The organism is Plantibacter sp. VKM Ac-2880 (genome assembly GCF_015351235.1).
Lineage (GTDB): Bacteria > Actinomycetota > Actinomycetes > Actinomycetales > Microbacteriaceae > Plantibacter.
In genome coordinates this window covers 1410627-1437289 of the sequence record NZ_JADKSJ010000001.1, presented here as the reverse complement: position 1 = coordinate 1437289, position 26663 = coordinate 1410627, and the positions used below count along the sequence as shown (strand labels likewise).

Sequence of the window (26663 nt, the reverse complement as noted above, 5' to 3'; positions counted from 1 at the left end):
CCCCGTCGAGTGTAGCCGGTCGCTCAGGCGGCCGGCGCCAGGTACTGCTCCCAGTCGGGCTCCGAGCGTTCGACGCCCCGCACCATCCACTGGGATCCGTGCGGCGTCCCGGGCGACACACCCAGACTCCAGTTCATCTCCGCCAGGGTGCGGTCACCCTTCACGTTGTTGCAGCGCAGACAGCAGGCGACGAGGTTCTCCCAACTGTCGATGCCGCCGCGCGACCGCGGCTGGACGTGGTCGATCGTGGTCGCAGCCTTCCCGCAGTACGCACAGCGATGGCCGTCGCGTCGCAGCACGCCGCGTCGGGTGACCGGTACGCGGCGCGCGTGCGGGATCCGGACGTATCTGGTGAGGAGGATGACCGACGGCCGATCGTACGAGCCGCTCGAAGCCACGACCGGGTGCGAGGAGTCGATCTCGACGACGCTCGCCTTGTGGCTCATGACGAGCACGAGGGCCCGCTTGAACGAGACGATCGCGAGCGGCTCGTAGCCCGCGTTCAACACCAGTGTGCGCATACACGTTCCCTTCCGAAGGGCCGCGACGGCTGCCGCGACCGGTCGACGATCAAGACCTGCAGAACCACTGCGACATCGGATCGGGTCGTTTCCGGGCGACAAAAAAGGGCACCGTCGTCATGACGGCACCCTGTTGACCCACGGCGGAGCCGCGGCACGCTTGGCTGGAATGACGCAGCACATAGAGGTCGCGACCGTTCGCGACCACCTGGCGGCATCTAGCGTGCATCAGCTCCTGAACCTCTCCGAGTTGCAGAGCACCAGATTAACCCACGACGCCGGGATTTCCGCAGGTTCGGAGAGATTTCCTCTGCGCGCCATCTCTTCGTCCATCCAGCGCCGAGGTTCCGCGGCGATCGGTCCGCGCATGACGAAGGACCGCACCCCTCCGAGGGAGGGATGCGGTCCAGGTCGAGCGCTCGGGATCAGCCGACACCCGGCGGGTAGAGGTAGAGCGCCACGGCGCTCGCGGCGATGGTCCGCGTGTTGTAGCTGTGGCGCGCAGAGCCCCAGTTGTACTCCTCCAACGTGACCGTTCCGTCGGCGTTGACCGACTGGACGTAGGCGACGTGGTTGTAGTTGAACCAGGCGACGGAACCGGCGATGGCGTTCGTACCCTTGTTGTACTGCCAGGAGTCGGCCCAGCCGTACGCGCTGCTCGGCGGCAGGCCGTTCCCCCAGGTGAAGGCCCAGTTGCCGCTCGGCGTACCCGCATCGCGGTTCAGGCGCCAGGCGACGAAGTCCACGCACTCGCGGTAGTAGTAGCGCAGTGGCGACAGTCCGCCACCCTCGTCGTCGGTCGCCTGATCGAACCAGGGGTAGTCGTCGCCTGCCTGGCGGGCACCGACCGTGATCGAATAGGTGGCTTCGCTGGCTGCGGCTGCGGCGTCGAGCTTCCGCTGACGCTCGGCCAGTTCGTCCGGGGTGGTCGCGGTGTACAGGTCGCGGGAGAGCGGCGCGTCGGCGACCTTGTCGGAGGCGACGACGCTCTGTGCACCGGAGGTCTTGAGCTGCTCGGAAGCCGACGTCCCGTACTCCGTCTGGGCACTGCTGCTCGCCGCGTATGCGGGCAGGGCGACGGTTGCGAGCAACGCCGGCACCAGGAACGCCATCGTGGCGACACCGCGGACCGAACCAGGGCGGGCTCCGGTCGGTTTGGGCTTGCGGACGGCGATCGCCGGGGCGGCTGCCGGGGTCGGCTTCGACTTGCGCGCGACGCGCTCGGCGCCGGTGCGCAGCGGAGCGACGGTCGCGAGCGGGGAGCCCGACGTGGTGGAGACGGTGAACGACTGCGGGGCCGTCACCGCTGGGGCCGACGGCTTCGTCAGCGGGCGGTCGTCGAGGACGATCTCACCGGTCGTCTCCGTCGTGTCCGTCTCCTCGACCACGGCGTCGTCGAGGACGATCTCCGGGTGCTCGTCGACCTCGGCCTGCTCGGCGTCGACGGGAGTGGTGGCGGGCTCGGACGAGGCGGAGGACGCCTCCGCCTGCTTCGCGGCCTGCTCCTGGATTCGGAGTTGCTTCCGGGTGAGGGGGACGTCCGGGGTCGTCTCGGCCTGTTCGGGGCCGCTCGCACCAGCTGCTGTCACGTGGATTCCTCCGGCACCCCGCATGAGCGACACGGACCACCGCAAGGCGATCGGCATGGCAAAGCCCCATCCGACGATTGATGTCGGTTCGTGTGGCCGAGGGACGGGCTAGGGGGTGCCTCGGTCGTCTTCCTCCGGCCAGATCATGGCCTGCAGGACGTGTGACAGCCTACGGGTTACCCCTCAGAAAGTCACGTTTCCATCACGGGAAACACGGCACATGAAGGGAATCCTCATGCACGTCTCATGCTCACGCTGCTGGGGTCTCCACGAAGATGTGGGTGGCGAGTTCGTTCGGGAGCTCGAGACCGCCGTCGACGCCGTCGATGGTGACGAGCACATACCCGCCGGCAGCGGCGAAGGTGCCGGTGCGCCCCGGCATGACGCCGGCCTGCTTCAGTTGGAGCAGGAGCTCGGGGTCGACCTGCGCGGGTTCACCCAGTCGGCGCACGGTCGCCGTGACCGGCTCCGAGCGTCCGTCGACGAGGCCGACGATGTTGATGACGCCCTGCGAGAACGCGACCGCCGGGCTGTCACCGAACTCGTCGAGACCGGGGATCGGCGTGCCGTACGGGGACTCCGTCGGGTGGTTCAGCATGTCGAGGAGCTTGCGCTCGACCTGCTCGCTCATGACGTGCTCCCAGCGGCATGCCTCTTCGTGGACGAACTCCCACTCGAGTCCGATGACGTCGCTCAGCAGCCGCTCCGCCAGCCGGTGCTTGCGCATCACGTGGACGGCCTTGCGCCGCCCGGGCTCGGTGAGCTCGAGATGGCGATCACCCGAGACGACGACGAGTCCGTCGCGCTCCATCCGTCCGACCGTCTGCGACACCGTCGGCCCGGAGTGCCCGAGGCGCTCGGAGATCCGCGCCCGAAGCGGGATGATGTTCTCCTCCTCGAGCTCCAGGATGGTGCGGAGATACATCTCTGTGGTGTCAATCAAATCGGTCATCGACGCCCTCCCTGCCCGATTGCACGTTCCCGGTAATCCTAGTGCGCGGTGACGCCGTTCCAGCGCCAAGCCACTCCGCCCTGCGTGGAGGTCTCCGCGAGGAGGCGCACGACGCAGCACGGCCTCCGCCTCTAGAATCGCCCTATGCCGGAGATCACGATTCCCACGTCCCTGCTGCCCGCCGACGGTCGATTCGGGTGCGGCCCGTCGAAGATCCGCCCCGAGCAGATCGCGGCGCTGGCCGATGCCGGACGGTCCCTCCTCGGTACCTCCCACCGCCAGGCCCCCGTCAAGCAGCTCGTCCGCCGCGTCCGCGCCGGTCTGGCCGAGCTGTTCCGCGCACCGGACGGCTACGAGATCATCGTCGGCAACGGCGGCTCGACCGCGTTCTGGGACGCGGCCGCCTTCGGCTTGATCGAGCAGCGCAGCCAGAACCTCGTCTTCGGCGAGTTCGGCGGCAAGTTCGCCAAGTCCGCCGCGGCCCCGTGGCTCACCGCGCCGGACGTCCGCGAGGTCGCCGGCGGTTCCCGCGTCGACCCCGAGGCCGTCGAGGGCGTCGACGTCTACGCCTGGCCGCACAACGAGACGTCGACCGGCGTGATGGCACCGGTCCGTCGCGTCGCCGGCGACGAGGGCGCACTCACCGTGATCGACGCGACGAGCGCCGCCGGCGGCGTCGACTTCGACGCCGATCAGGCGGACGTCTACTACTTCGCTCCGCAGAAGAACTTCGCCTCCGACGGCGGACTGTGGTTCGCCCTCTGCTCCCCCGCCGCGATCGAACGCATCGAGCGGATCGCGGCCAGCGGCCGCTACATCCCCGAGTTCCTGAGCCTCAAGAACGCGGTCGACAACTCGCGCCTCGAGCAGACGCTGAACACCCCGGCGCTGTCGACACTCGTCCTCCTCGATGAGCAGGTCTCCTGGATCAACGGCAACGGCGGCCTCGCCTGGGCCTCGGCACGGACGGCGGAGTCCTCCGGTGCGCTCTACGACTGGGCGGAACGGACCTCGTACACGACCCCGTTCGTGACGGACCCGTCGCACCGCTCGCAGGTCGTCGTCACCATCGACTTCGACGAGACCATTGACGCCGCACTCGTCGCGAAGACCCTCCGGGCGAACGGGATCGTCGACACCGAGCCCTACCGGAAGCTCGGTCGCAACCAGCTGCGCGTCGCGACCTTCACGGCCATCGACCCTGCGGACGTGCGGCAGCTCATCGCCAGCATCGAACACGTCGTCGGCGCACTCTGAGCCGTCGAGCCTGAACGCCGAACGGGCGGTCGCCCCCACTGGGGTCGACCGCCCGTTCGTCTGTCGGGGTGCGGGTGCGGACTACTCGTCCTCGAACCGATCGTCGTCGTCGGACTCGTCGGACTCGTCGTCATCGTCGTCGTCCGACTCGTCGTCCTCGGATTCGTCGTCCTCATCCGCATCGTCGCTCTCGTCGTCGTACTCGAGTTCGATGCCGTCACGATCCCGATCGCGTGGGTCTCCGGACAGGGCGACGTCGTCCTCGTCGTCGAACTCGTCCGCCTCGTCGCTGTCGTCGAGCGCCTCGTCGGCAGCCGCCGCGGCCGCCGCCTCCTGAGCCGCCCGGTAGTCCGCGAGTCGCTCCGACCACGGCACCCACTGCGGCGCGAGCAACGCGCCGTCGCCGGGCATGAGCTCCGTCTCGAGGACGTTCGGCTCGGCGTCGTCGGACGTCCGCGACAGGGTGACCGTCCAGAACCAGCCGGGGTAGCCCGGCATCGTGTTCGCGAACAGCAGCGAGACCACGTGGTCGTCGACCACGACATGTCCTGCGGGTTCGCCGACCGTGCTCGCCGGCGTGATCGACTGCAGCGCCTCGCGAGCCAACGCGACGGCCGCGATCAGCGTCTCATCGGGCACCGGCGGTGGCGCCGTTCCGTCGTCCTCGGACGCCGCCGACCCATCCTCCGCGGGCGCGGCGATGGGCTCGGATCCCCCGAGCGTGTCGTCGGAGACCGTCACCTCTTCGCCTGAGACCTGGTCCTCCGCGTCACGCATCCAGTTCGTCCGCGACCTTGCGCAGGACGGCAGCGATCTTCTTGCTGTGTCCGCTGTTCGGGTACTTGCCGCGTCGCAAGTCGCCGCCGATGCCGTCGAGGAGCTTCACGAGGTCCTCGACGATGATCGCCATGTCGTCGGCGGGCTTGCGCTTGAGCTTGACGAGGCTGGGCGGTGCCTCGAGGACGCGGACGGAGAGCGCCTGAGCGCCGCGCTTCCCATCGGCGATGCCGAACTCGAGCCGCGTCCCCGGCTTCACGCCGGCCGTGCCCGCGGGCAGTGCGGAAGCGTGCAGGAAGACCTCCTGGCCGTCATCGGAGCTGATGAAGCCGAAGCCCTTCTCCTCGTCGTAGAACTTGACCTTGCCGGTGGGCATGGGAACCTCGCTGTGTGTCGTGCGCAGAAATGCAGCGCCGTGCGGTGATCGCGCAGGAAGCACGATCGAGAGGACCATCGGTCCTCGGCCCCCAGCCTATTCGGTGCAGCAGCCGCGTGCCTCTATCCTGGGATCGTGACTGATGAGCAGACGCCGAGCATCTCGCGTCCCGAACGGATCCTAGCCTTCATGGTCGTGACGATCGTCGCCGTCTCGATCGCCGCCTTCGTCGCGGTCATGGTCGGTACCGCCAGCGGAGTCGAGCAGGGCGATTTCGCCGTCGGTGCGTGGCCGGTCGTCACGATCCTGCCCCTCGTCGGGCTCCCGATAGCGTTCCTGATGCTGATCACGCTCATCATCATGGGAGCCGTGCGCCGGTCCCGCGAATCGCGCGGACCGTCGACGCGCTGACCACCATGGGCGAGGCCTTCGCGATCGCGCGCCGCCTCCGGGACCTCCCGGACGACGCGTTGCGCGGTCTGCTGGCCGACCGAAAGACCTCCACGGCGCGCATCGGCGACTTCTTCGACCTCGCCGAGGCCCTGCTGGACGATGCGAGCGTCGCACGCCGGATGGCCCTCCTCGATCGCGACACCCTCGCGGTCCTCGCCGCCGCGTCGGTTGGATCGGATCGCCCGTCGCTCGCTGCGCGGCTCGGCCGCTCGGTACCCGAGGTGGAGGCCGCCGTCGCGCGACTGGAGGACGCCGTCCTGATCGTGGTCGACGACGAGGGCTCGATCAGAGCCGTCCGCGCGGTCGAGTCGGTGTTCGACGGGTGGGCGGCTGCGGGCGAGCCGTCCCGAGCCCAGCTGCAGGAGATCTCCGACCCACCCGCGCCGGCGCCGACCCCCACGTCGCCCGACACGGATGCGTTGGCGAGCGAACGGGCGGCCGGGGCCGTCGGCATCATCGGCGAGAGCCTCCACGAACTCGACCGCGAACCCGCACGACTCCTCGGCCGAGGTGCGCCGTCGATGCCCGACCTCAAGCGGCTCGCCGCCGCGGCCGCGAGCACCCCGGAACAGATCGAACTCGCCCTGTCCGTGGCATCGGACGCCGGGCTGACCGTCGCCGCCGGCGCCGCGATCCGACTGAGCGAGGGGGGCGAGGACTGGCTCGCGTCGACGACGTCGGAGCGGTGGTCGCGGCTCGCCACGGCCTGGTTGGAGGCGATCCCGGCCGCCCTCCGAGAGCGCATCCTCGCCGCCTACGGTCGCGGCGCCACCGATCTCGTCGAGGAGCTCAGCTGGTGGTATCCCCTGGCCGGAGAGGCCGTCACCACCCCGGCCGGCGCGGTCGAGGCGGTGGCGGACCTGCTCGGTGTCACCGCCGGCGGCGTCACGAGCGGCTTCGGTCGACTCCTCATCGCGGGTGACCCGGACGGCGCTGCGGCGCTGCTCGCGTCGATGCTGCCGGCGGAGGTGTCCCAGGTCGTGCTCCAAGACGACCTCACCGTCATCGCCCTCGGCCCCCCGACCGCCGAACTCGACGTGCGACTCAGATCGCTCGCCGAACCGGAGGGACGCGCCCAGGCGTCGAGATACCGCATCACCCCCGAGAGCATCACGCGCGCCCTCGCCGACGGTGATACAGCTGCCGGCCTCCTCGACTACCTCGAGTCCATCTCGCTGACCGGTGTCCCGCAACCGTTGCGCTACCTCGTCTCCGAGGCCGAATCGCGGTTCGGCCTCGTCCGGGTCGGCACGATCCGAGCTTCCGCAGACGCGTCGGCCGATCCCGGGCGCAGCAGCTACGTCCGCTCCGAGGACGCCGGATTGATCGCGGCGGTGTCCGTCGACCAGAGCCTCGTCGCGCTCGGACTCCGGCCGAGCGACCCCAACCGGCTCACGAGCCGGAGCGATGCTGCCACCGTCTACTGGGCGCTCCACGACGCCCGCTACCCGGTCGTGGCCGAGGACGACCACGGAGCCCCCCTCCGCATCCGGCGACAACCGCTCATCCGGGCGGCCTCGACAGCCGCCACCTCGGCACCGGCGCCCGATCTGGTGTCCCGGCTGCGAGCCGACGACCTCGGCGACACGAGCACCGCGTGGCTGGCGAAGCAACTGGAGGTCGCCGTGCGCGACCACACCCCGGTGACCGTCCGACTCCAGCACGGCGAGCGCCGGTCGACCTTCACGATCGAGCCGGTGAGTCTCGCCGGGGGCCGCCTCCGCGGGCTCGACCGGGCGGCGGACGTCGAGCGGACCCTGCCGTTGGCCATGATCACGGAGGTGCGGGTCGCCGGTTGACGTGCCCTCACGGGGGTTCCCTGCCGAATCCGCCGGTAGACTCGACCGTTATGTCTGATGGACCACTGATCGTCCAAAGCGACCGCACCGTCCTGCTGGAGGTCGCCCACCCGCTCGCCGAGGACGCCCGCCACGATCTCTCCGTGTTCGCGGAGCTCGAGCGCGCGCCCGAGCACATCCACACCTACCGGATCACGCGTCTCGGTCTGTGGAACGCGAGAGCGGCCGGGCACGACGCGGATCAGATGATCGAGACGCTGGAGCGCTACTCGAAGTTCTCCATCCCCGCCTCGGTGACCATCGACATGCGGGAGACGGTCAACCGGTACGGCCGCCTCGTGATCGAACGCTCGGAGGACGGCGAACTCGTCCTCCGCTCGACCGACCTCCCGATCCTGACGGAGGTGGCCGGTGCCAAACGCATCGCCCCCCTGCTCATCGGGCATCCGAGCCCCGACACCTTCCTCGTGGAGCCCTGGGCCCGTGGCGCGCTCAAACAGGAGCTGGTGAAGCTCGGGTGGCCCGCTGAGGACCTGGCGGGGTACACCGCCGGGACGCCACACCAGATCGACCTGGTCGAGGACGGTTGGCACCTGCGCGACTATCAGCAGCAGGCGGTGGACAACTTCTTCTCCGGCGGCTCCGGCGTCGTGGTGCTCCCCTGCGGTGCCGGGAAGACGCTCGTGGGTGCCGGTGCGATGGCGGAGGCCTCCACCAACACCCTCATCCTCGTGACGAACACGGTGTCCGCCCGGCAGTGGCGCGATGAGCTGTTGAAGCGCACCTCCCTCACCGCCGAGGAGATCGGCGAGTACTCCGGGCAGGTGAAGGAGGTCAAACCGGTCACGATCGCGACGTACCAGATCCTCACCGCCAAGCGGAAGGGCGAGTACGCGCATCTCGCCCTGCTCGACGCCATGGACTGGGGACTCGTGGTCTACGACGAGGTGCACCTGCTGCCGGCTCCGGTCTTCAAGCTCACGGCAGAGTTGCAGGCCCGGCGCCGACTCGGCCTGACGGCGACCCTGATCCGCGAGGACGGCCGCGAGGGCGACGTGTTCTCGCTCATCGGGCCGAAGCGGTTCGACGCCCCGTGGAAGGAGATCGAGGCGCAGGGCTTCATCTCCCCCGCCGCCTGCTTCGAGGTCCGCGTCGACCTCCCCCAGGCCGACCGGCTCACCTATGCGGCGTCTGCCGACGACGAGCGGTACCGCCTCGCGGCGACCGCGCCCGCCAAGCTCGACGTCGTCCGACAGCTGGTCGAGCGTCACCGCGGGGAGCAGATCCTCGTCATCGGGCAGTACCTCGACCAGATCGAGGAACTCGCCGAGACCTTGGGGGCCCCGAAGCTGACGGGAGCCACCCCGGTCGACGAACGCGAACGGCTCTACCAGGCGTTCCGGGACGGCACCGAACAGGTCCTCGTGGTGTCGAAGGTCGCGAACTTCTCGGTGGACCTGCCCGAGGCCACGGTCGCCATCCAGGTCTCCGGCTCCTTCGGTTCACGCCAGGAGGAGGCGCAGCGGCTCGGGCGCCTGCTGCGCCCGAAGTCCTCCGGGCTCACGGCGAGTTTCTATACCCTCGTCTCCCGCGACACGGTCGATCAGGAGTTCGCCCAGAACCGGCAGCGCTTCCTCGCAGAGCAGGGCTACAGCTACACGATCCTCGACGCGCACGCCCTCCAGACCGCGTGATCCTCGCTCTCAGAAAACTCTCAAGAAACGTGCAGATAATGGTGTCATGACCGGACCCCGCATCCTCATCGTCGACGACGAACCGAACATCCGCGACCTCCTCACCACCAGCCTGCGTTTCGCCGGATTCGCCGTGCGAGCCGTGGGCAACGGTGCCGCCGCCATCTCCGCGGTGCTCGAGGAGGAACCCGACCTCATCATCCTGGACGTCATGCTCCCGGACATGAACGGCTTCGGCGTGACCAAGCGGCTCCGCAGTGCGGGCTACACCGCCCCGATCCTCTTCCTCACCGCGAAGGACGACACCGAGGACAAGATCACCGGGCTCACCGTCGGCGGCGACGACTACGTCACCAAGCCGTTCAGCCTCGACGAGATCGTCGCCCGCATCAAGGCCATCCTGCGCCGCACGATGCAGGCCGACGAGGATGCGGTCATCCGCACCGGCGAACTGACGATGGACCAGGACACGCACGAGGTCCTCGTCGGCGACACCCCGATCGACCTCAGCCCGACGGAGTTCAAGCTCCTCAGGTACCTCATGCTGAACCCCAACCGGGTCCTCTCGAAGGCACAGATCCTCGACCACGTCTGGGAGTACGACTTCAACGGCGACGCCGGCATCGTCGAGAGCTACATCTCCTACCTGCGGCGCAAGCTCGACCAGTTCTCGAGTGAGCCGCTCATCCAGACCAAGCGCGGATTCGGCTACATGCTCAAGGCCGGGAAGGCGTAGCCCCCACCCGATGGCCGATTCCCTGTCCACCTGGTGGAGCAGCGTCTCCCTCCGGACGAAGATCACCGGGGTGACGGTGCTCGTGCTCGCGTTCGGTCTGCTCGTCGCCGGGATGGGCACGACGCCCCTCCTCAAAGAGGTGCTGACCCAGCAGGCGAACGACAGCCTGTTGACGGCTGCGAAGGGCAAGATCGTCGGCGAGATCTCCGAGGACGGCCAGCTCCAGCTGGACGCACCCTCGACGCTGTTCGTCGCGGTCTACGACACGAACGGTGAACTCCGGGCCTCCTCCGGCTGGGACGACAGCATCGCGCCAGAGCATCCGGCGCACCTCAGTGCGAACGACGTCGCGGCGAGTGGCAACCAGGTCTACACGACCACCAACTCGAGTGGCACGATCGTCTACCACGCCGTGTCCGTCCCGGTCACCCTCGACGGGTTCCGGACGGGAGCGGCCTGGGTCGCGATCTCCATGCAGGGCACGGACAACACGATCGCCACCTACCTCACCATCTTCTTCGTCCTCGGCGTCCTCATCATCGTCGTGGGCGCGCTGCTGACGCGGTGGTTGGTGACCGGTACCTTCGAGCCGCTCCGGCAGGTGGAACGCACGGCTGCGGCCTTCGCGGACGGTGACTTCAGCCAGCGGTTGGCCGGGTCCACGCCCAACACCGAGGTCGGGCGTCTCAGCCGCTCCCTCAACACCATGCTCGCCCGGATCGACCGCGCCTACTCCGACCGCGGGAAGACCATCGAGCAGATGCGCAACTTCGTCGGCGACGCCAGCCACGAACTGCGCACCCCGCTCGTCTCGGTCCGCGGCTACGCCGAGCTGTACCGCATGGGCGCCCTGCAGACCCCGCAGGACGTCGCCCAGGCGATGGAGCGCATCGAGAAGGAGGCGATCCGGATGGGTGCACTCGTCGAGGACCTCCTCCAGCTCGCGCGTCTCGACGAGACCCGCCCGCTGAACGTCGCGCCGGTCGACCTCCTCCCGGTCGCGCGCGACGCGGCCCTCGACACCACGGCTCAGGCACCGGGACGGACGGTCCGGGTCGTCCGCGACGAGCGGATGATGTCCCTGGAGCAGCTGACCGCTGAGCAGGGCGGCGAGACGTCCGCTGCCGCCGAGACGCCGCCTCCGGCCGGTGCGACCGGCCCGATCTTCGGTGCGACCTTCAACCGTTTCCGTCGCCGACCGAAACCGTCCGGCGAGGCCGTCGCCCCCGATGCGAAGCCGGTCGCCGAACCACTGACCCTGGCCGTCCCGCCGATCGTCCTCGGCGAGGAGAACAAGATCCGCCAGGTCGTCACGAACCTGATCGGCAACGCCCTCCGCTTCACGCCTGACGAAAGCCCCATCGAGCTCGCCGTCGGTACGGACGCGCGCGCCGGCACGGCCAGCATCGCCATCGTCGATCACGGGGAGGGCATCCCCCCGCAGATCCGCGAGAAGATCTTCCAGCGCTTCTGGCGCGCGGACAGCTCGCGGACGCGGGAGACCGGTGGTAGCGGGCTCGGCTTGGCGATCGTCGCCTCGATCGTCGCTGCGCACGGCGGCACGGTCGACGTGACGGAGACACCGGGAGGTGGCGCGACGTTCCGCGTCATCCTGCCGCTGGCGCCGACCGCCGCGACGGCTCCGGTCGTCATCGCCGGCCCGCCGGCCTGATCCACCCGACCGCTGTCGACACCACTCCACAGGGCCGCTGCGCTGGTGCCTGAGCGTCGGAACGGCGGTCGTCGAACCGGTGGCGTGAGCTGAACTCCTAGCGTCTCGGTAACGGCGGTGACAGGCACCGCCCGGACGAACGGAGTTCCCATGGCCACCTTCCAGGTCGACAGCGACGCGGTCGAACGCGCCTCCACCGCGGCACGCGTCACGATCGAGCAGATCCAGAACGAAGTCGCCCGCCTGCACACCCAGCTCGCCGCTCTCGACGGTCAGTGGACCGGTGCCGCAGCGGCGGCCTTCCACGGCGTCGTGGAGCGTTGGCGCGGCACGCAACGGCAGGTCGAGGAGAACCTCAGCGAGATCAGCCGGGCGCTCTCCGTGGCGGGCACGCAGTACGCGGAGATCGAGCGGGCGAACGCGAGCATGTTCAGCGGTTGATCGACGCCCGGGGCCGTCCGGCCCGGGGCACCCTCTCCCGGGCCGGGCCGGGCTCCGGTTGGGAACAACGACGCAGGGCGCCTCCCGAAGGAGACGCCCTGCGCGTGTGTTGCTGTCGGACTAGAAGTCCATGCCACCGGTCGGGTCACCGGCCGGAGCCGGGTTCTTCTCCGGCTTGTCGGCGACGACGGCCTCGGTGGTGAGGAACAGGCCGGCGATCGACGCTGCGTTGAGCAGCGCGGAGCGCGTGACCTTCACCGGGTCGTTGATGCCGGCGGCGAGCATGTCGACGTACTCGCCGGTCGCGGCGTTGAGGCCGTGTCCGACGGGCAGGTTGCGGACCTTGTCGGCCACGACACCGGGCTCGAGGCCCGCGTTCAGCGCGATCTGCTTGAGCGGAGCGTCGATGGCGACCTTGACGATGTTCGCGCCGGTCGCTTCGTCTCCGACGAGCTCGAGCTTCTCGAAGGCGGTCTTGCCGGCCTGGATCAGCGCCACGCCACCACCGGCGACGATGCCCTCTTCGACGGCAGCCTTCGCGTTGCGGACGGCGTCCTCGATGCGGTGCTTGCGCTCCTTGAGCTCGACCTCGGTCGCTGCACCGGCCTTGATGACCGCGACACCGCCCGCGAGCTTGGCGAGACGCTCCTGGAGCTTCTCACGGTCGTAGTCGCTGTCCGTGTTGTCGATCTCCTTGCGGATCTGCGACACACGACCGGCGATGGCCTCGGCGTCGCCGGCACCCTCGACGATGGTGGTCTCATCCTTGGTGATGACGACCTTGCGGGCGCGGCCGAGGAGGTCGAGGGTGACGGTCTCGAGCTTGAGGCCGACCTCCTCGGAGATGACCTGACCACCGGTGAGGATGGCGATGTCCTGCAGCTGCGCCTTGCGGCGGTCGCCGAAGCCCGGAGCCTTGACGGCGACGGACTTGAAGATGCCACGGATCTTGTTCACGACGAGGGTCGCGAGTGCTTCGCCGTCGACGTCCTCGGCGATGATGAGGAGCTGCTTGCCCGACTGGATGACCTGGTCGACGATCGGCAGGAGGTCCTTGATCGCGGAGATCTTCTGGTTGGCGATGAGGATGTAGGGGTCCTCGAACACCGCTTCCTGGCGGTCGGGGTCGGTCACGAAGTACTGCGACAGGTAGCCCTTGTCGAAGCGCATGCCCTCCGTGAGCTCGAGCTCGGTGCCGAAGGTGTTCGACTCCTCGACGGTGACGACGCCTTCCTTGCCGACCTTGTCGATCGCCTCGGCGATGATCTCGCCGATGGTGGTGTCGCCGGCGGAGATGGAAGCGGTCGCAGCGATCTCCTCCTTGGTCTCCACCTCCTTCGCGTTGGCGATGAGCTCGGCCGTGACGGCCTCGACGGCCTTCTCGATGCCGCGCTTGAGGCTGATGGGGTCGGCGCCTGCGGCGACGTTGCGGAGGCCCTCGCGCACGAGTGCCTGAGCCAGCACGGTGGCGGTGGTGGTGCCGTCGCCGGCCACGTCGTCAGTCTTCTTGGCGACCTCCTTGACGAGCTCCGCGCCGATCTTCTCGTACGGGTCGTCGAGTTCGATCTCCTTGGCGATGGACACGCCGTCGTTGGTGATCGTGGGGGCGCCCCACTTCTTCTCGAGGACGACGTTGCGACCGCGCGGCCCAAGGGTGACCTTGACCGTGTCAGCAAGAATGTTCAGTCCACGCTCGAGGCCGCGACGGGCCTCCTCGTCGAAAGCAATGATCTTAGCCATGTGTGTTTTTCGTCCCTCCCGGACGTCATGAACGTTTTTAGCACTCAATGAGTACGAGTGCTAAGTCGATTCTGGCACTCAGGGGGTGGGAGTGCAAGTGAGCACCAGCGCCCTGAGCGAACTCCCGGGAACGGCCCTGAGACGACGAACGACGCCGCCCACCGGAGTGGGCGGCGTCGCGGGAATCCCGTGTCCGATGGGTGCTTATGCCAATCGGACGGCCTCGGCCTGGGGCCCCTTCGCTCCGGTGCCGACCTCGAAGACGACCGCCTGGCCCTCTTCCAAGGACTTGTAGCCGCTCATGTCGATCGCCGAGTAGTGGACGAAGACGTCCTGTCCACCCTCGTCGACCGTGATGAAGCCGAAGCCCTTCTCAGCGTTGAACCACTTGACGGTTCCGTTCGCCATTTCATACTCCCATTGCTGCGTGCTCACAGGCGTCGGCTGCTGCCGAACCCGGACCTGCCGTCCGGAGTCGGGACCCCGGCGGCCACCCTGCGCCAAAACGGACTCAGGGGCGAGTCGAGACGGGACGGGATGAGCGGCCAATTCCAGATACTAATCCGGGGCGGTGTCCCGGATCACCCCGAAATCGACAATCGTCGCGGAGTATTACGACAACTCAACATGGAGGAAACACCCCGGAAACACAGCCCGGTCCGGGGAGCTTGCGCGGCCCGGTCGACGCTGCGTTCAGGCGGCCGGCTGGTAGTCGGCGCCGACCACGACGACGATACGGAGGACGGGCGCCTCGCCCTCCTCGACCGGGATCGCGTACTGGTCCGTGATCTGGATCGGGATGCCGCCGAGCGCGTTCGCGATGGCGCGTGCCACGCCCTCCTGCGAGGGGTCCTGGTAGTAGACGCCACTCGCCGTGACGTCCTCGGTACTCGCGTCGCTCGTCGGGATCTGTTGGGTGAACCCGGCGGCCGCGATCGCGGCCGCCGCCGAGGCGGCCAGACCCTCGGTCGGCGTCCCGTTCAAGACGAGGATGCTGGCTGCGGGATCGACCACGGGAGGCACCTCGGTCGGCGTCGGCGTGGGCGTCGCCGTCGCACTCGGGCTGGGCGCCCCGCCGAAGAAGTCGATGCGGTCGTTCAACCCGAACAGGGCGAAGGTGCCGATGCCGACGAGGACCAACGTCGCCACGACGGCGACCAGGAAGGCGATCCAGCCACGCCCCTTCGGCGCCGGTGCACGGTGCGCACCGACGCGCTTGAGGTCCGGGACCTCGTCGAAGCGGTCGGGCGGGAAGGATTCAGCCATGGTGTGTTCTCCGTGGGCTGCTCAGCCGTCGGCACGCGGAGCCGAAGCTCCTCGAGCCGAGAGTCGGGCGTCGCGGGTGCGCTGCAGCCGCTTGATCAGCATGGGGTCGTGGGCGAGAGCGGACGGCGAGTCGATGAGCACGCCGAGCAGTTGATAGTAGCGGGTCGGCGAGAGCGCGAAGCGGTCGCGGATGGCGGCCTCCTTCGCCCCGACGTGGCGCATCCAATGGGACTCGAACTCGAGGATCTCGCGTTCGCGCTCAGTGAGGCCTGGGGCGGGGGCCGACGCGTCGCCGCCGTCGGGCGTGTGCGATGCAGGCTGCATGCTCGATCCCCCTCCTGATCGGTACCGTGCCGTGTGTCCGGGAGGGCTCCGCCCGGACGATTCCTCAGTCTATTCAGCGGAGCGGCACCGAGTCGCATCCGCTCCGGCGAGGAGGCACGTTCACCGGGAAGGATCAGCGGCTCCCCAGTGTTGAGTTGCAAGTCGGAGGCCGCAGGTACGACGCGGCCCCGCGCGTAGGATGACCGAGAACGAATGGAGCAGCATGACGTACGACGTGTCGAAGACCGACGAGCAGTGGCGCGAGGAACTCACGCCCGAGCAGTACCAGGTCCTCCGCGGAGCGGCGACCGAGCGAGCCTGGACGGGTGAGCTCCTCGACGAGTCGCGCGCCGGCCTGTACACCTGTGCCGCCTGCAACGCCGAACTCTTCAAGAGCGGGACGAAGTTCGACTCCGGCTGTGGCTGGCCGAGCTTCTACGAGTCCGTGAACCCCGATGCGGTCCAGCTGATCGAAGACCGCACCCTCGGCATGGTCCGCACCGAGGTGCGTTGCGCCTCCTGCGGATCGCACCTGGGGCACGTCTTCGACGACGGCTTCGGGACCCCTACCGGAGACCGCTACTGCATGAACTCCATCGCGCTCAACTTCGCAGCAGCCGGCACCGCTGAGCCGACGGAGTGACGGAGCCCGTCGAGAGCCCGGTCCTCGCAGCCGTCGCCGGACGGCGTTCGTGGTCGAAGGTCACCGACGTCGCCCCGAGCGACGAGGAGCTGCTGGAGATCCTCGCCGCCGCCGGCCGCGTGGCCGATCACGGAGCCCTGCGCCCCTGGCGGGTCATCGCCCTCCGGGGTGACGACCGGGTGAAGCTGGGCCGGGCGCTCGCGAAGGCGGACGGCGACTCGAAGCCCTCGACGAAGCCGCTTCGCGCTCCCCTTTTGCTTGCGGTCGTCGTGAGCGTGAAGAAGTCGAAGGTCGCCGCCTGGGAGCAGGAGGCCGTGGCCTCGGGTGTCGCTCACATGATCAGCCTGCTCCTCGACGACGCCGGATGGGGCGTGTTCTGGCGGACCGGCGGCGCGACGCGCACGAAGGCCGTCCGGAAGGCGCACCGCCTGCAGAAGGGCGAGGAGCTCCTCGGGTGGCTCTACGTCGGCGGCAAGCCGGGGAACGGCCGGACCGGACGCAGGAAGACGATCAACGCCAAGGCGCACTTCAGCCGGATGCCCTGATCCGCTCGGCTCAAGCGCCGGCCCGAGCGGCGGGTCGACGGCGGAACCGAGCCGACGCGATCGCCACCGCTACGAACGCGAGCAGGGTGCCGACGACGGTGGACACGTGGACGCCCCCGTCGTCGGTCGGCAGGAAGACGTCGAGGGCGAGCGCGCTCAGCGTCTGGCCGGCGACCGTCCCGAGCCCGAGGATGAGCACACCGGTGTGCTGCACGAGGAACGCCGCCACGGCGATGAAGACGCAGCCGATCGGTCCGCCGAGGTAGAGCCACCACTCCCCCGGCAACGCTCCTGGCGGTGCGACGAACAGCGCGTGCAGCACCGCGGCCACGACGAGCACGACGGTTCCGACGATGAAGTTGATGAACGTCGCGGCGAGCGTGCTCTGCGCTCGCATCTTCACCCGCCCGTTGACTGCCTGCTGCCAGCCGATCCCGATCCCGGCGAGCAGCGGCAGGACGAGCAGACCGAGCGGGATGCTCCCGCCGAGCTCGCCCGAGACCGCGACGCCGACGGCGACGAGGGCGACGACCGCCCCGAGGACGCGCTGCACGGTGAACCCGACGACGCCCCCGGGCCCGAAGCCGATGCGGTCGAGCACGAGGCCGCTCGCGGTCTGGCCGGCGACGACCGCCACGGTGAACAGGGCCACCCCGAGCGCTGCCGCGGTGAGCCCCTGCGACAGCACGAGGAACGCGCCTGCGCACCCGCCGAGGACCGTCCACCATGGCATCTCGCGACGACGCACCGCCGTCGCGACGGTCGACAGGCCTCTCCGCCCCGTTCGGGAGACGGCCAGCCCGATGCTCAAGATGATCAGCCCACCACCGAAGGAGATCGCGGCAGCGGTGAAGCCGTCGCCGAGCCGCGCGCCGAGCTCGCCGTTCAAGCGCGCCTGGACGGCGATGAACGCGCCACTGACCACGGCGATCAGGAGGGCGAGCGATGCTGGGATGCGGTTCACGAACGGTTCCTTTCACACGGAACCGCCCGCCAGCAGGGCTGACGGGCGGTTCTCCGTTGGAGCCGACGACGGGACTTGAACCCGTAACCTACGCTTTACAAGAGCGTTGCGCTACCAATTGCGCCACGTCGGCCGACAGGGGCGGACCCCGGTCTCGACCATCCTACGATGGCGGCGGATCAGCCGTTGGTCGCGGGCGACTCGCTCGGGCTCGGCGACGGGGTGTCGGTCGAGTAGCTCTCGCTGGACACGGCGAGCACGAACGCGGCGAACTGCTCGGCGTCGGTGAGCGAACCGGTGTACTGCTTGCCGTTCACCAGGATGGTGGGCGTCCCCTCGACCTTCGCGACGTCGGTGCCGGGCAGCGGGCCACTCCGGGCGCGGTCGGTCGAGTCCTTCACCCAGGACTTGTAGGTGCCGTCGTCGATGCAGGCGTTGATCTTCTTCTCACCACCGGAGATGACACCCTTCGCGATGGACTTCAGCTCCTTGTCGGTCAGGCCTTCGGTGTTCTCCTTGGGCTGGTTCTCGAACAGCGCGGTGTTGAAGGAGAAGAAGTCGTTCGGCGAGTACTGCGCGACACAGGCCGCAGCGTTCGAGGCGCGCAGCGAGTACTGCGTCCCGAGCGACAGGTTGCTCAGCGTGGCGAGCGGGTGCACCGTGTAGGTCGCCGCTCCGGCCTCGAGCCATCCCTTGACCTGTTCAGCGTTCGTGGTCTCGAACTGACCGCAGTAGGGGCACAGGAAGTCCTGGTACACGGAGATCTCGACGCCCTCGGCCGTCGGGGTCTCCGTGGCGGCCGGCGTCTCGGCCGGTGCAGGCTCGGCCGCGTCGGTGGCGGTCGGCGTGGGAGTGGGGGCGTCAGCGGGTGCGCCGACCAACTGTAGACCGGCGCCGACGGTGAACCCGTCGTTCTGCGCAGCCGTCGGGACGGGGCCGGCCGGCTTGATCGACGTCACGATGATGATCGCCACGGCGGCGACGATCGCGAGCGCACCGAGCACGATACCGCCCTGCAGCAGCACGCGGTTGCGGCGGTCGCGCCGCTTCTGCTGCTCGCGCAGCACACGTGCCTTCTCGCGGGCCGCGTCGCGGCGTTCGTTCTTCGTCGGTCGGTTCTGCGATCCAGCGCCAGACATTGATCCTCGTTTCGGGGGGATTGCGCTACGTAGACCCAGCAGCGCCAAACAGAGCAATCGTAGACCTGCCGCCTGGGAGAGGCCCAAACCAGGCAGGGAGGACGCTGTGCGTCCGCCGAGAGACCGATCCGCCGGTCACCCTTCCATTCCCACGGGCCCATGGCATACTGGAACGGCGAGTCGGCCATCGTCGGCGGGCTCGCGTCCATTCACAACGGATCGTCCGGCACGTACCTGCCGGTGAAGGAGAACAACCATGGCGTCTGTGACGTTCGACAATGCAACCCGTTTCTACCCGGGCGGCACCCGCCCCGCGGTCGACAAGCTGAACCTCGAGGTCGCCGACGGCGAATTCCTCGTCCTCGTCGGCCCGTCCGGCTGCGGCAAGTCCACCTCGCTCCGCATGCTCGCCGGCCTCGAAGAGGTCAACGACGGCCACATCTTCATCGGCGACCGCGACGTCACCGACGTGCCGCCGAAGGACCGCGACATCGCGATGGTGTTCCAGAACTACGCGCTCTACCCGCACATGACCGTCGCCGAGAACATGGGCTTCGCGCTCAAGATCGCCGGCGTCGGCAAGGAGGAGCGCGCCACCCGCGTCCTCGAAGCCGCGAAGCTCCTCGACCTCGAGGACTACCTGACCCGCAAGCCGAAGGCGCTCTCCGGTGGTCAGCGTCAGCGTGTCGCGATGGGCCGCGCCATCGTCCGTCAGCCGCAGGTCTTCCTCATGGACGAGCCGCTGTCGAACCTCGACGCCAAGCTCCGCGTCCAGACCCGCACCCAGATCGCGTCGCTCCAGCGTCGCCTCGGCGTCACCACGGTCTACGTCACCCACGACCAGACCGAGGCGCTCACCATGGGCGACCGGATCGCGGTCCTGAAGGACGGCATCCTGCAGCAGGTCGGCACGCCTCGCGACCTGTACGAGAAGCCGAACAACGTGTTCGTCGCCGGCTTCATCGGCAGCCCCGCCATGAACCTCTTCGAGGGTGAGATCGCCGACGGCGGCATCAAGCTCGGAGGATTCATCATCCCGGTGGAGCGCGAGATCACCGACGCCGCCCCGTCCAAGAACGTCACGGTCGGCGTGCGCCCGGAGGACATCACCGTCTCCAGCAACTCCGGCTCCGGCATCGAGGTGACCGTCGACCTCGTCGAGGAACTCGGCGCCGACGGCTACCTCTACGGCCACACCGAGGTCTCCGGCAAGCGCACCGACATCGTCGCCCGCGTCGACGGCCGCAACCACGCCCACATCGGCGACACCGTGTTCCTCGCGCCGACGCCGCACCACGTGCACGCGTTCGACTCGGCCTCGGGTGAGCGCCTCGGCAACAAGCCGGTCGTGTCCTCCTCGATCTAGTAGTTCCGCCGACGATGGTCGAGCGGTCGGTCTCCGATCGCTCGGCCATCGTCGTTTTCGTCTGTCCCACCTCAGCTCGATCCCTCCCGAGGAGCGCATCGCACCATGTCCGGCGCATTGAACATCACCGCAGCCACCGTCGACCCGGCGCTGCTCGACCTCCCCTGGGAGCTTCCGCTCGAGAACTGGCCGAACGAGGCCATCGCGTCCCTGCCGAAGGGCATCTCCCGCCATCTGGTGCGGTTCGCGAACCTTTCCGGGTACGTGATCGCCGTCAAGGAGACCACCGCCGAGATGGCGAAGGGTGAGTACGACATGCTGCGCACCCTGCAGCGCCTCGACATCCCCTGCGTCGACCCGCTGGCGGTCATCACCAACCGCTCCGACCGGAAGGGCAGGGAACTCCCGAGCGTCCTGGTCACCCGGCACCTGAAGTTCTCACTCCCCTACCGCGCGCTCTTCCAGGGGACGCTGCGGCCGGACACGGCGACCCGTCTGGTGGACGCCCTCGCCGTCCTGCTCGTCCGCCTGCACATCGTCGGGTTCTTCTGGGGCGACGTCTCGCTGTCGAACACGCTCTTCCGACGCGATGCGGGGGCCTTCGCCGCCTACCTCGTCGATGCCGAGACCGGCAAGCTCTACGAGGGAGGCCTGTCCAACGGGCAGCGTGAGAACGACCTCGAGATCGCGCGGGTGAACATCGCCGGTGAACTGCTCGACCTCGAGGCGGGCGGGCGCGCCGACGTCGAGCTCGACCCCGTGACCGTGAGCAACGGCATCGTCGCGGCCTACCGGTCGCTCTGGAAGGAGCTCACGGGCTCCGAGTCCTTCGACGCCTCCGAGCGCTGGAGGATCACGGAACGCGTGCACCGCCTGAACGAGCTGGGCTTCGACATCGAGGAGCTCGCGATCAAGACGACCGACGAGGGCTCGACCGTCCGCATCCAGCCGAAGGTCGTCGACGCCGGACACCACCAGCGTCGGCTCCTCCGGCTCACGGGCCTCGACGCTGGGGAGAACCAGGCCAGGCGTCTGCTCAACGACCTCGACGCGTACTCGGCGTCGTTCGGGAAGGACGGCTTCGACGAGGAGATGGCCGCACACGAGTGGCTTATCCGAGTGTTCGAGCCCGTCGTGAAGGCCATCCCGCGCGAGCTCCGCGGCAAGCTCGAGCCGGCGGAGATCTTCCACCAGCTCCTCGAGCACCGGTGGTTCCTCGCGCAGAACGAGGGCCGCGACATCCCGCTGGCCGAGGCGGTCGGCTCCTATGTGAACACCGTCCTGCGACACCGTCGCGACGAGGCGACGATGATCGTGCCGCCCACCGAAGCGATCAGCATCCCCGCCGCGATGACCGGCCCGGTCGACTGGCGCGACCTCGTCTGACCGACGCCGCAGCGCTGGACGACCGAAGGCCCTGGGACGGTGTGATCCGTTCCCAGGGCCTTCGGTCGGCGTGTCCGACCGTCGTGATGCTGCCGCTTACTCGGCGCTCCGTCGACGCGCGATCTCGTAGAGCGTCACGCTCGCCGCGATCCCCGCGTTCAGCGACTCCGTCGCAGCCGAGATCGGGATCGAGACGACCGCGTCGCACGTCTCGGTGACGAGGCGCGAGAGCCCCTTGCCCTCGCTGCCGACGACCACGAGGATCGGCTGGTCGGCGAGTTCCAGGCCGGGCAGCGATACGTCGCCGTCGCCGTCGAGGCCGATCACGAAGACGCCGCGCTCCTTGAACGCCTTGAGCGTCTGCGTGAGGTTGGCGGCCATCGCGACCGGTGTGCGTGCTGCCGCGCCGGCCGAGGTCTTCCACGCCGAGGCGGTCAGCCCGACGCTCCGACGCTGCGGGAGGATGACGCCGTGCCCGCCGAACGCGGCCGTCGAGCGGATGATCGCACCCAGGTTGCGCGGGTCGGTGATGCCGTCGAGGGCGATGAACAGCGGGTTCTCGCCCCGCGCGATGACCTGGTCGAGCAGCTCCATGGGGTGCGCGTACTCGTACGGGGGCACCTTGATGGCGAGCCCCTGGTGGACGCCGTCGAACCCGGCCATGCGGTCGAGTTCCGGCCGCATCACCTCGAGGACGGGGATGCCGCGGCGGGTGGCGAGGCTGAGCGCCTCCTTCACCCGATCGTCCATCTCGATGCGCGTCGCGACGTAGAGCGTGGTGGCCGGGATCTTCGCGCGCAGCGCCTCGAGCACGGAGTTGCGGCCCGTCACGACCTCGGACTCGTCGCTCGACTTCTGCTTGGTGCGACCGTTCGTCGACGGTCGTCCGTTCTGGCCGGCCGGCTGCTTGGGCTTGCCGGTGCCGCCGGAGGCCGCGTAGCGCTCCTGCGCGGCCTTCCGCTTGCCGGCGGGGTGCCAGGCGCGGTCCTCGGCCTTGGGGGTCGGCCCACGACCTTCGAGCGCCTTGCGGCCGAGGCCACCGGTGCCCTTGGTGGGACCCTTCTTCGCTTTCTTCGGCCCGGTCGGGCGGGAAGGCTTACTTGCCACTGATACTCCAATGTGCTCCGGACGGGGTGTCTTCGATGGTGATCCCGGCCGCGGTGAGTTCGTCGCGGATCCGGTCGGCCGCTGCGAAGTCCTTGGCGACCCTGGCGTCAGCGCGATCGACGAGCAGGCGCTCGACGAGTGCGGACAGGGATCGGTGAGTGATGGGGTCGGTGCCCGAGGACCACGAGGGGTCGGTCGGGTCGATACCGAGGACGCGGGTCATGTCGAGCACCGCGACACTGCTCTCCCGGGCGACGTCGAGATCGTCGCCGCGGTCGAGGGCGGCATTGCCCACGCGGACGGCTTCGTGCAGTGCCGCCAGGGCGCGGGGGATGTTGAGGTCGTCGTCCATCGCCTCGACGAACGCGGCCGGGAGCGTCGCGCGATCGGGTGCGCGGTCCGCCTCGTCGAGGAGCCCTGCGCGACGGGAACGGTCCAGGAAGCCCTCGATCCGACCGAGCGCCGCCTCCGCCTCGGCGAGTGCGCCGTCGTGGAATTCAAGGGTGGAGCGGTACTGCGCAGCACCCAGGTAGTACCGCACGACCAGTGGCCTCGCCTCGGCGAGGAGGTCGGCTGCGTAGACGGAGTTGCCGAGCGATTTGGACATCTTCTGCCCGCCGGACACCGCGACCAGACCGTTGTGCAACCAGTACCGTGCGAACGGGTCACCGGCGGCACTCGACTGGGCGAGCTCGTTCTCGTGATGGGGGAAGCGCAGATCGAGTCCGCCGCCGTGGATGTCGAACTCCTCGCCGAGGTACTTCGTCGACATCGCCGAGCACTCGATGTGCCAGCCGGGACGGCCTTCTCCCCAGGGCGACATCCAGCTCGCCGAGCGTGGCTCGCCGGGCTTCGTGCCCTTCCACAGCGCGAAGTCCCGCGGATCGCGCTTCCCACGGGGATCGGCGTCGGTCGCGGCCTCCATGTGCTCGGCGCTCTGACGAGTCAGCTCGCCGTACCGGCTCCACGATGCGGTGTCGAAGTAGACGTCGCCGGACTCGTCCGGTGCGGGATACGCATGCCCGGCGTCGACCAGTCGCTCGATGAGCTCCTGCATCTCCGGGATGCTCGCGGTGGCTCGCGGCTCGTAGCTCGGCGGCAGGATGCCGAGCGCGCGGTAGGCGGCGGTGAACTCGAGTTCGTACCGGTAGGCGAGCGCCCACCATTCCTCCCCGGGCAAGGCGAAGCCGCCCTCGGAACCCGCGGCGGCGTTCGCCAGGATCTTGTCGTCGATGTCGGTGACGTTGCGGACGAGCGTGACGCGCAAGCCGGAGGCGGTCAGCCAGCGTCGCAACTGGTCGTAGACGAGCGCGCTGCGCAGGTGGCCGATGTGCGGCGAGGACTGCACCGTGGGTCCGCAGACGTACAGCCCCGCCTCGGCTTCGCGGAGCGGCACGAAGTCCCGGAGGGACTGCGTTTTCGAATCGTAGAGTCGGAGGGCCACGAGACCAGACTAGCCGCCGCCGTCGCGGCATGATGGTCGCATGACGACTGGACGGGACGAGCCACGGGTTCTCGAGGCGCGCCTCGGCGCGCAGCTCCTCCAGGGCGGGTCGCCGCGGTCGCCGGCCGGGGTCGTGTCCCGGCTGCTCGCCCTCCAGGCACAGGACCTGGCCTCCGGACTGTGGGCGATCGGCGTCCGCTCGCCCGGTTCCACCCTCGCCGAGGTGCTGGGCGCCCTCGAAGACGGATCGGTGGTGCGGTCCTGGCCCATGCGGGGAACCCTCCACCTCGTCGCCGCCGAGGATCTCGGCTGGATCCTCGGGCTCGCCGTCCCCCGGGTTCGTTCGACAATCGCCGCACGCCATCGCCAACTGGAACTCGACGCCGAGACCTTCGCGCGATCCCGGGACATCACCGAGGCGATGCTCGGCGGCGGACGACGTGCCGGTCGAGACGAGCTGCTGGCCGCCCACACGGCAGCGGGCATCCCGATCATCGGGCAACGCGGCTCCCACCTGCTCATGGAGCTCGCCATGAGCGGCGTCGTCTGCTGGGGGCCGCCGTCGGGCAAGCAGCAGTCGCTCGTCCTCACGGAGGAGTGGATCCGCTCACCGCGAGCACTCGAACCCGACGAAGCCCTCGGCGAGTTCATGGTCCGGTATCTCGCGGGTCATGGCCCGGCGACCGTGGCCGACGTCACCTGGTGGTCGAAGCTCACGGTCGCCCAGGTGAAACGCGGGCTGGACATCGCCGGTGACCGTGTCGAGGCGCGCGAGCTGGAGGGTGTGCTGCAGTGGTCGACCGTCGAGACCGAGGGCGTGTCGGCCCCTCGACCCATCGGGGCACCGTCGGTCCTGGCCCTGCCCGGATTCGACGAGCTGCTCCTCGGCTACCGGGATCGCGGACTGTCGCTTCCCACCCAGTACGCGGAGCGTGTCGCCCCGGGGGCCAACGGCATCTTCCTCCCGATGATCACCGTCGACGGTCGGATCGTCGGCACGTGGCGACGACGGATCGGGCCGAAGACCGTCACGATCACGCCGGAGCCGTTCGCCCCGCTCGGCCGACGCGCCGAAGCCGGCTTCCGCCGCGCGGCCACGGACTACGGACGGTTTCTCGAGATGCCCGTCGAACTCGTCGACCCGACGGCCTCCGACTGACGCGGTTGCCCGCGAACAGCGACCGGTGGTCAGCGGCGCTCGATCAGCGCCGTCACCACGGCGGCCACACCCTCGCCACGACCCGTGAACCCGAGCGCGTCCGTCGTCGTCGCCGCGATGCTGACCGGCGCGCCCACGAGCGCACCCAGCGCGGACTCCGCCTCGAGGCGGCGGGGCGCGAAGCGAGGGCGGTTCCCGACGAGCTGCACCGCGACGTTCACGACCTCATATCCGGCGGCGCGCAGTCGTTCGACCGCCGCTTCGAGGAAGACCGATCCGCGGGCTCCGGCGAAGCGGGGATCGTCGGTACCGAACATCGAACCGATGTCGCCGAGCCCCGCAGCCGAGAGGAGCGCGTCGACGATCGCGTGGGCGACCGCGTCGCCGTCGCTGTGACCGGCGAGCGCCCGCTCCCCCGGCCAGGAGAGGCCGGCGAGGTGCAGCTCGCCCTCCTCCGCGAAGGCGTGGACGTCGATGCCGATGCCGGTCCGGATCCGGCCGGGCTGCGTCGTCGTCGAACCGGTGTCGGCGTCGCCGGCTCCGGCGTGGGCTTCGGTTGCGGCCGGTTCCGTCAGCAGCCGTTCCGCGCGCTGAGCGTCCCACGGCGTGGTGATCTTGAACGCGGCCTCCGAACCCTCCACCGTCACGACCGGATGCCCGGCGTCCGCGTAGAGGGCCGCATCGTCGGTCGCGGTGGCGAGCCGGTCCGCGGCAACACGGAACGCCGCGACCAGTGCGTCCCTCGGGAACGCCTGTGGCGTCTGGACGGCCCGCAGCTCGGTACGGTCGATCGTCCGCTCGACGACGGCGCTCGCGTCCACCTGCTTGATCGTGTCGGTGACCGGGAGCGCGGGCACGACGCCCCAGCCGGTGCGCGCCGCGGCTTCGATCACCCGCTCGAACTGGGCCGTCGGCGTGAGCGCGCGGGCCGCGTCGTGGACGAGCACGGTGCGGACCCCAGGCCACAGCGCGGCGAGCCCGTTGAGCACCGACTCCTGTCGCGTCTCACCGCCGACGACCACCCGGAGGTGGTCGGAGCCACGACCGGCCGCCCGCCGCCCGATGGTCTCGGCCTCGCCCACGCGGTCTGCCGGCACGACGAGGACGAGCTGCACGGGCTCTCGGAGCCGGAAGACCGGTGCGAGCGCGTGTTCGAGCACGGTGCTGCCGGCGAGGGACACGAACGCCTTCGGTATCCCGGCACCGAGCCGCGTCCCGCTCCCGGCCGCGACGACGATCACGGCGACGGCGGGACCGTCCAGGGACGTCTCTGCAGCAGCACTCGGTTCGTAGATCGCAGCCATGTGCCGAGC

26 protein-coding genes and 1 tRNA gene are annotated in these 26663 nt (G+C 69.3%); 12 read left to right on the top strand and 15 right to left on the bottom strand.

The window, feature by feature from the left end; translation table 11 throughout:
* Positions 1-23: 23 nt before the first annotated feature.
* The 3 genes from ITJ57_RS06965 to ITJ57_RS06955 all read right to left on the bottom strand — a co-directional run bounded on the left by ITJ57_RS06965 (position 24) and on the right by ITJ57_RS06955 (position 3062).
* Positions 24-521 (bottom strand): HNH endonuclease, encoded by a 498-nt coding sequence (locus ITJ57_RS06965; protein ID WP_194669416.1) that lies wholly within the window; start codon positions 519-521, stop codon positions 24-26.
* Between the two features lie 425 nt (positions 522-946).
* Positions 947-2110 (bottom strand): CHAP domain-containing protein, encoded by a 1164-nt coding sequence (locus ITJ57_RS19755; RefSeq protein ID WP_194669415.1) that lies wholly within the window; start codon positions 2108-2110, stop codon positions 947-949.
* Positions 2111-2360: 250 nt separating this feature from the next.
* The gene (locus tag ITJ57_RS06955) at positions 2361-3062 is read right to left on the bottom strand and encodes a metal-dependent transcriptional regulator (protein ID WP_056007700.1); all 702 of its coding nucleotides are present in this window, start codon (positions 3060-3062) and stop codon (positions 2361-2363) included.
* A gap of 144 nt (positions 3063-3206) precedes the next feature.
* Here ITJ57_RS06955 and serC point away from each other — a divergent pair, with 144 nt between their 5' ends.
* Entirely contained in the window at positions 3207-4319 is a 1113-nt protein-coding gene (gene serC, locus ITJ57_RS06950) for a phosphoserine transaminase (RefSeq protein WP_194669414.1), read from the top strand.
* An 81-nt stretch (positions 4320-4400) separates the two neighbouring features.
* On the opposite strand, the gene ITJ57_RS06945 is transcribed toward serC, so the two are convergent.
* Positions 4401-5096 carry a DUF3027 domain-containing protein gene (locus ITJ57_RS06945; RefSeq protein ID WP_194669413.1) on the bottom strand — a complete coding sequence of 232 codons (696 nt, stop codon included), beginning with the start codon at positions 5094-5096 and terminating at the stop codon, positions 4401-4403.
* Positions 5089-5472, bottom strand: coding sequence for a cold-shock protein (locus ITJ57_RS06940; RefSeq protein WP_056007705.1), 384 nt, complete (start codon positions 5470-5472; stop codon positions 5089-5091). The genes ITJ57_RS06945 and ITJ57_RS06940 overlap by 8 nt, the downstream gene beginning before the upstream one ends.
* Before the next feature lie 135 nt (positions 5473-5607).
* Here ITJ57_RS06940 and ITJ57_RS06935 point away from each other — a divergent pair, with 135 nt between their 5' ends.
* The 6 genes from ITJ57_RS06935 (at position 5608) to ITJ57_RS06910 (ending at position 12267) form a co-directional block, all read left to right on the top strand.
* Positions 5608-5883 (top strand): multidrug ABC transporter ATPase, encoded by a 276-nt coding sequence (locus ITJ57_RS06935; protein WP_194669412.1) that lies wholly within the window; start codon positions 5608-5610, stop codon positions 5881-5883.
* Between the two features lie 5 nt (positions 5884-5888).
* Positions 5889-7724, top strand: coding sequence for a helicase-associated domain-containing protein (locus ITJ57_RS06930; RefSeq protein ID WP_194669411.1), 1836 nt, complete (start codon positions 5889-5891; stop codon positions 7722-7724).
* Between the two features lie 50 nt (positions 7725-7774).
* Positions 7775-9418: a DNA repair helicase XPB gene (locus ITJ57_RS06925; RefSeq protein ID WP_194669410.1), complete on the top strand. Its 1644-nt coding sequence runs from the start codon at positions 7775-7777 to the stop codon at positions 9416-9418.
* Between the two features lie 46 nt (positions 9419-9464).
* The gene (locus tag ITJ57_RS06920) at positions 9465-10154 is read left to right on the top strand and encodes a response regulator transcription factor (protein ID WP_056007716.1); all 690 of its coding nucleotides are present in this window, start codon (positions 9465-9467) and stop codon (positions 10152-10154) included.
* 10 nt (positions 10155-10164) lie between these two features.
* Positions 10165-11826, top strand: a complete 1662-nt coding sequence (locus tag ITJ57_RS06915) for a HAMP domain-containing sensor histidine kinase (protein WP_194669409.1) — start codon at positions 10165-10167, stop codon at positions 11824-11826.
* A 150-nt stretch (positions 11827-11976) separates the two neighbouring features.
* Complete coding sequence (locus ITJ57_RS06910) at positions 11977-12267, top strand: WXG100 family type VII secretion target (RefSeq protein WP_194669408.1); 291 nt, start codon at positions 11977-11979, stop codon at positions 12265-12267.
* A gap of 120 nt (positions 12268-12387) precedes the next feature.
* On the opposite strand, the gene groL is transcribed toward ITJ57_RS06910, so the two are convergent.
* From groL to ITJ57_RS06890, 4 genes are all read right to left on the bottom strand, one after another.
* Positions 12388-14007, bottom strand: coding sequence for a chaperonin GroEL (gene groL, locus ITJ57_RS06905; RefSeq protein WP_194669407.1), 1620 nt, complete (start codon positions 14005-14007; stop codon positions 12388-12390).
* A gap of 204 nt (positions 14008-14211) precedes the next feature.
* Positions 14212-14415, bottom strand: coding sequence for a cold-shock protein (locus tag ITJ57_RS06900; protein WP_056007727.1), 204 nt, complete (start codon positions 14413-14415; stop codon positions 14212-14214).
* 285 nt (positions 14416-14700) lie between these two features.
* Positions 14701-15273, bottom strand: a complete 573-nt coding sequence (locus tag ITJ57_RS06895; RefSeq protein ID WP_194669406.1) for a LytR C-terminal domain-containing protein — start codon at positions 15271-15273, stop codon at positions 14701-14703.
* Positions 15274-15294: 21 nt separating this feature from the next.
* Complete coding sequence (locus tag ITJ57_RS06890) at positions 15295-15597, bottom strand: DUF3263 domain-containing protein (protein ID WP_194669405.1); 303 nt, start codon at positions 15595-15597, stop codon at positions 15295-15297.
* A gap of 223 nt (positions 15598-15820) precedes the next feature.
* Here ITJ57_RS06890 and msrB point away from each other — a divergent pair, with 223 nt between their 5' ends.
* Positions 15821-16240 carry a peptide-methionine (R)-S-oxide reductase MsrB gene (msrB, locus tag ITJ57_RS06885; RefSeq protein WP_194669404.1) on the top strand — a complete coding sequence of 140 codons (420 nt, stop codon included), beginning with the start codon at positions 15821-15823 and terminating at the stop codon, positions 16238-16240.
* A complete protein-coding gene (locus ITJ57_RS06880) occupies positions 16237-16785 on the top strand; it encodes a nitroreductase family protein (protein ID WP_194669403.1) in 549 nt (182 codons plus the stop codon). Before msrB ends, ITJ57_RS06880 begins: the two co-directional genes overlap by 4 nt.
* A 10-nt stretch (positions 16786-16795) precedes the next feature.
* Here ITJ57_RS06880 and ITJ57_RS06875 read toward each other — a convergent pair whose 3' ends face one another.
* The 3 genes from ITJ57_RS06875 to ITJ57_RS06865 form a co-directional block, all read right to left on the bottom strand.
* Complete coding sequence (locus ITJ57_RS06875) at positions 16796-17749, bottom strand: DMT family transporter (protein WP_370582240.1); 954 nt, start codon at positions 17747-17749, stop codon at positions 16796-16798.
* A 57-nt stretch (positions 17750-17806) separates the two neighbouring features.
* Positions 17807-17882 (bottom strand) — tRNA-Thr (locus tag ITJ57_RS06870).
* Between the two features lie 46 nt (positions 17883-17928).
* On the bottom strand, positions 17929-18888 hold the full coding sequence (locus ITJ57_RS06865) for a thioredoxin domain-containing protein (protein ID WP_056778565.1): 960 nt from the start codon (positions 18886-18888) through the stop codon (positions 17929-17931).
* A 256-nt stretch (positions 18889-19144) separates the two neighbouring features.
* Between ITJ57_RS06865 and ITJ57_RS06860 the strand changes: the two genes are divergently transcribed.
* On the top strand, positions 19145-20254 hold the full coding sequence (locus ITJ57_RS06860) for an ABC transporter ATP-binding protein (protein ID WP_056007742.1): 1110 nt from the start codon (positions 19145-19147) through the stop codon (positions 20252-20254).
* Between the two features lie 105 nt (positions 20255-20359).
* The gene (locus ITJ57_RS06855; protein WP_056007745.1) at positions 20360-21640 is read left to right on the top strand and encodes a DUF4032 domain-containing protein; all 1281 of its coding nucleotides are present in this window, start codon (positions 20360-20362) and stop codon (positions 21638-21640) included.
* A 96-nt stretch (positions 21641-21736) separates the two neighbouring features.
* Here the strand turns inward: ITJ57_RS06855 and rlmB are convergent, their stop codons facing one another.
* Together rlmB and cysS are read right to left on the bottom strand one after the other, a co-directional pair.
* Positions 21737-22747: a 23S rRNA (guanosine(2251)-2'-O)-methyltransferase RlmB gene (rlmB, locus tag ITJ57_RS06850; protein ID WP_056007749.1), complete on the bottom strand. Its 1011-nt coding sequence runs from the start codon at positions 22745-22747 to the stop codon at positions 21737-21739.
* The gene (gene cysS / locus ITJ57_RS06845) at positions 22737-24191 is read right to left on the bottom strand and encodes a cysteine--tRNA ligase (RefSeq protein ID WP_194669402.1); all 1455 of its coding nucleotides are present in this window, start codon (positions 24189-24191) and stop codon (positions 22737-22739) included. The genes rlmB and cysS overlap by 11 nt, the downstream gene beginning before the upstream one ends.
* 40 nt (positions 24192-24231) lie before the next feature.
* Here cysS and ITJ57_RS06840 point away from each other — a divergent pair, with 40 nt between their 5' ends.
* Complete coding sequence (locus ITJ57_RS06840; RefSeq protein WP_194669401.1) at positions 24232-25350, top strand: winged helix DNA-binding domain-containing protein; 1119 nt, start codon at positions 24232-24234, stop codon at positions 25348-25350.
* Positions 25351-25379: 29 nt separating this feature from the next.
* Here the strand turns inward: ITJ57_RS06840 and ispD are convergent, their stop codons facing one another.
* Positions 25380-26654, bottom strand: a complete 1275-nt coding sequence (gene ispD, locus ITJ57_RS06835) for a 2-C-methyl-D-erythritol 4-phosphate cytidylyltransferase (protein ID WP_194669400.1) — start codon at positions 26652-26654, stop codon at positions 25380-25382.
* Positions 26655-26663: the final 9 nt, after the last annotated feature.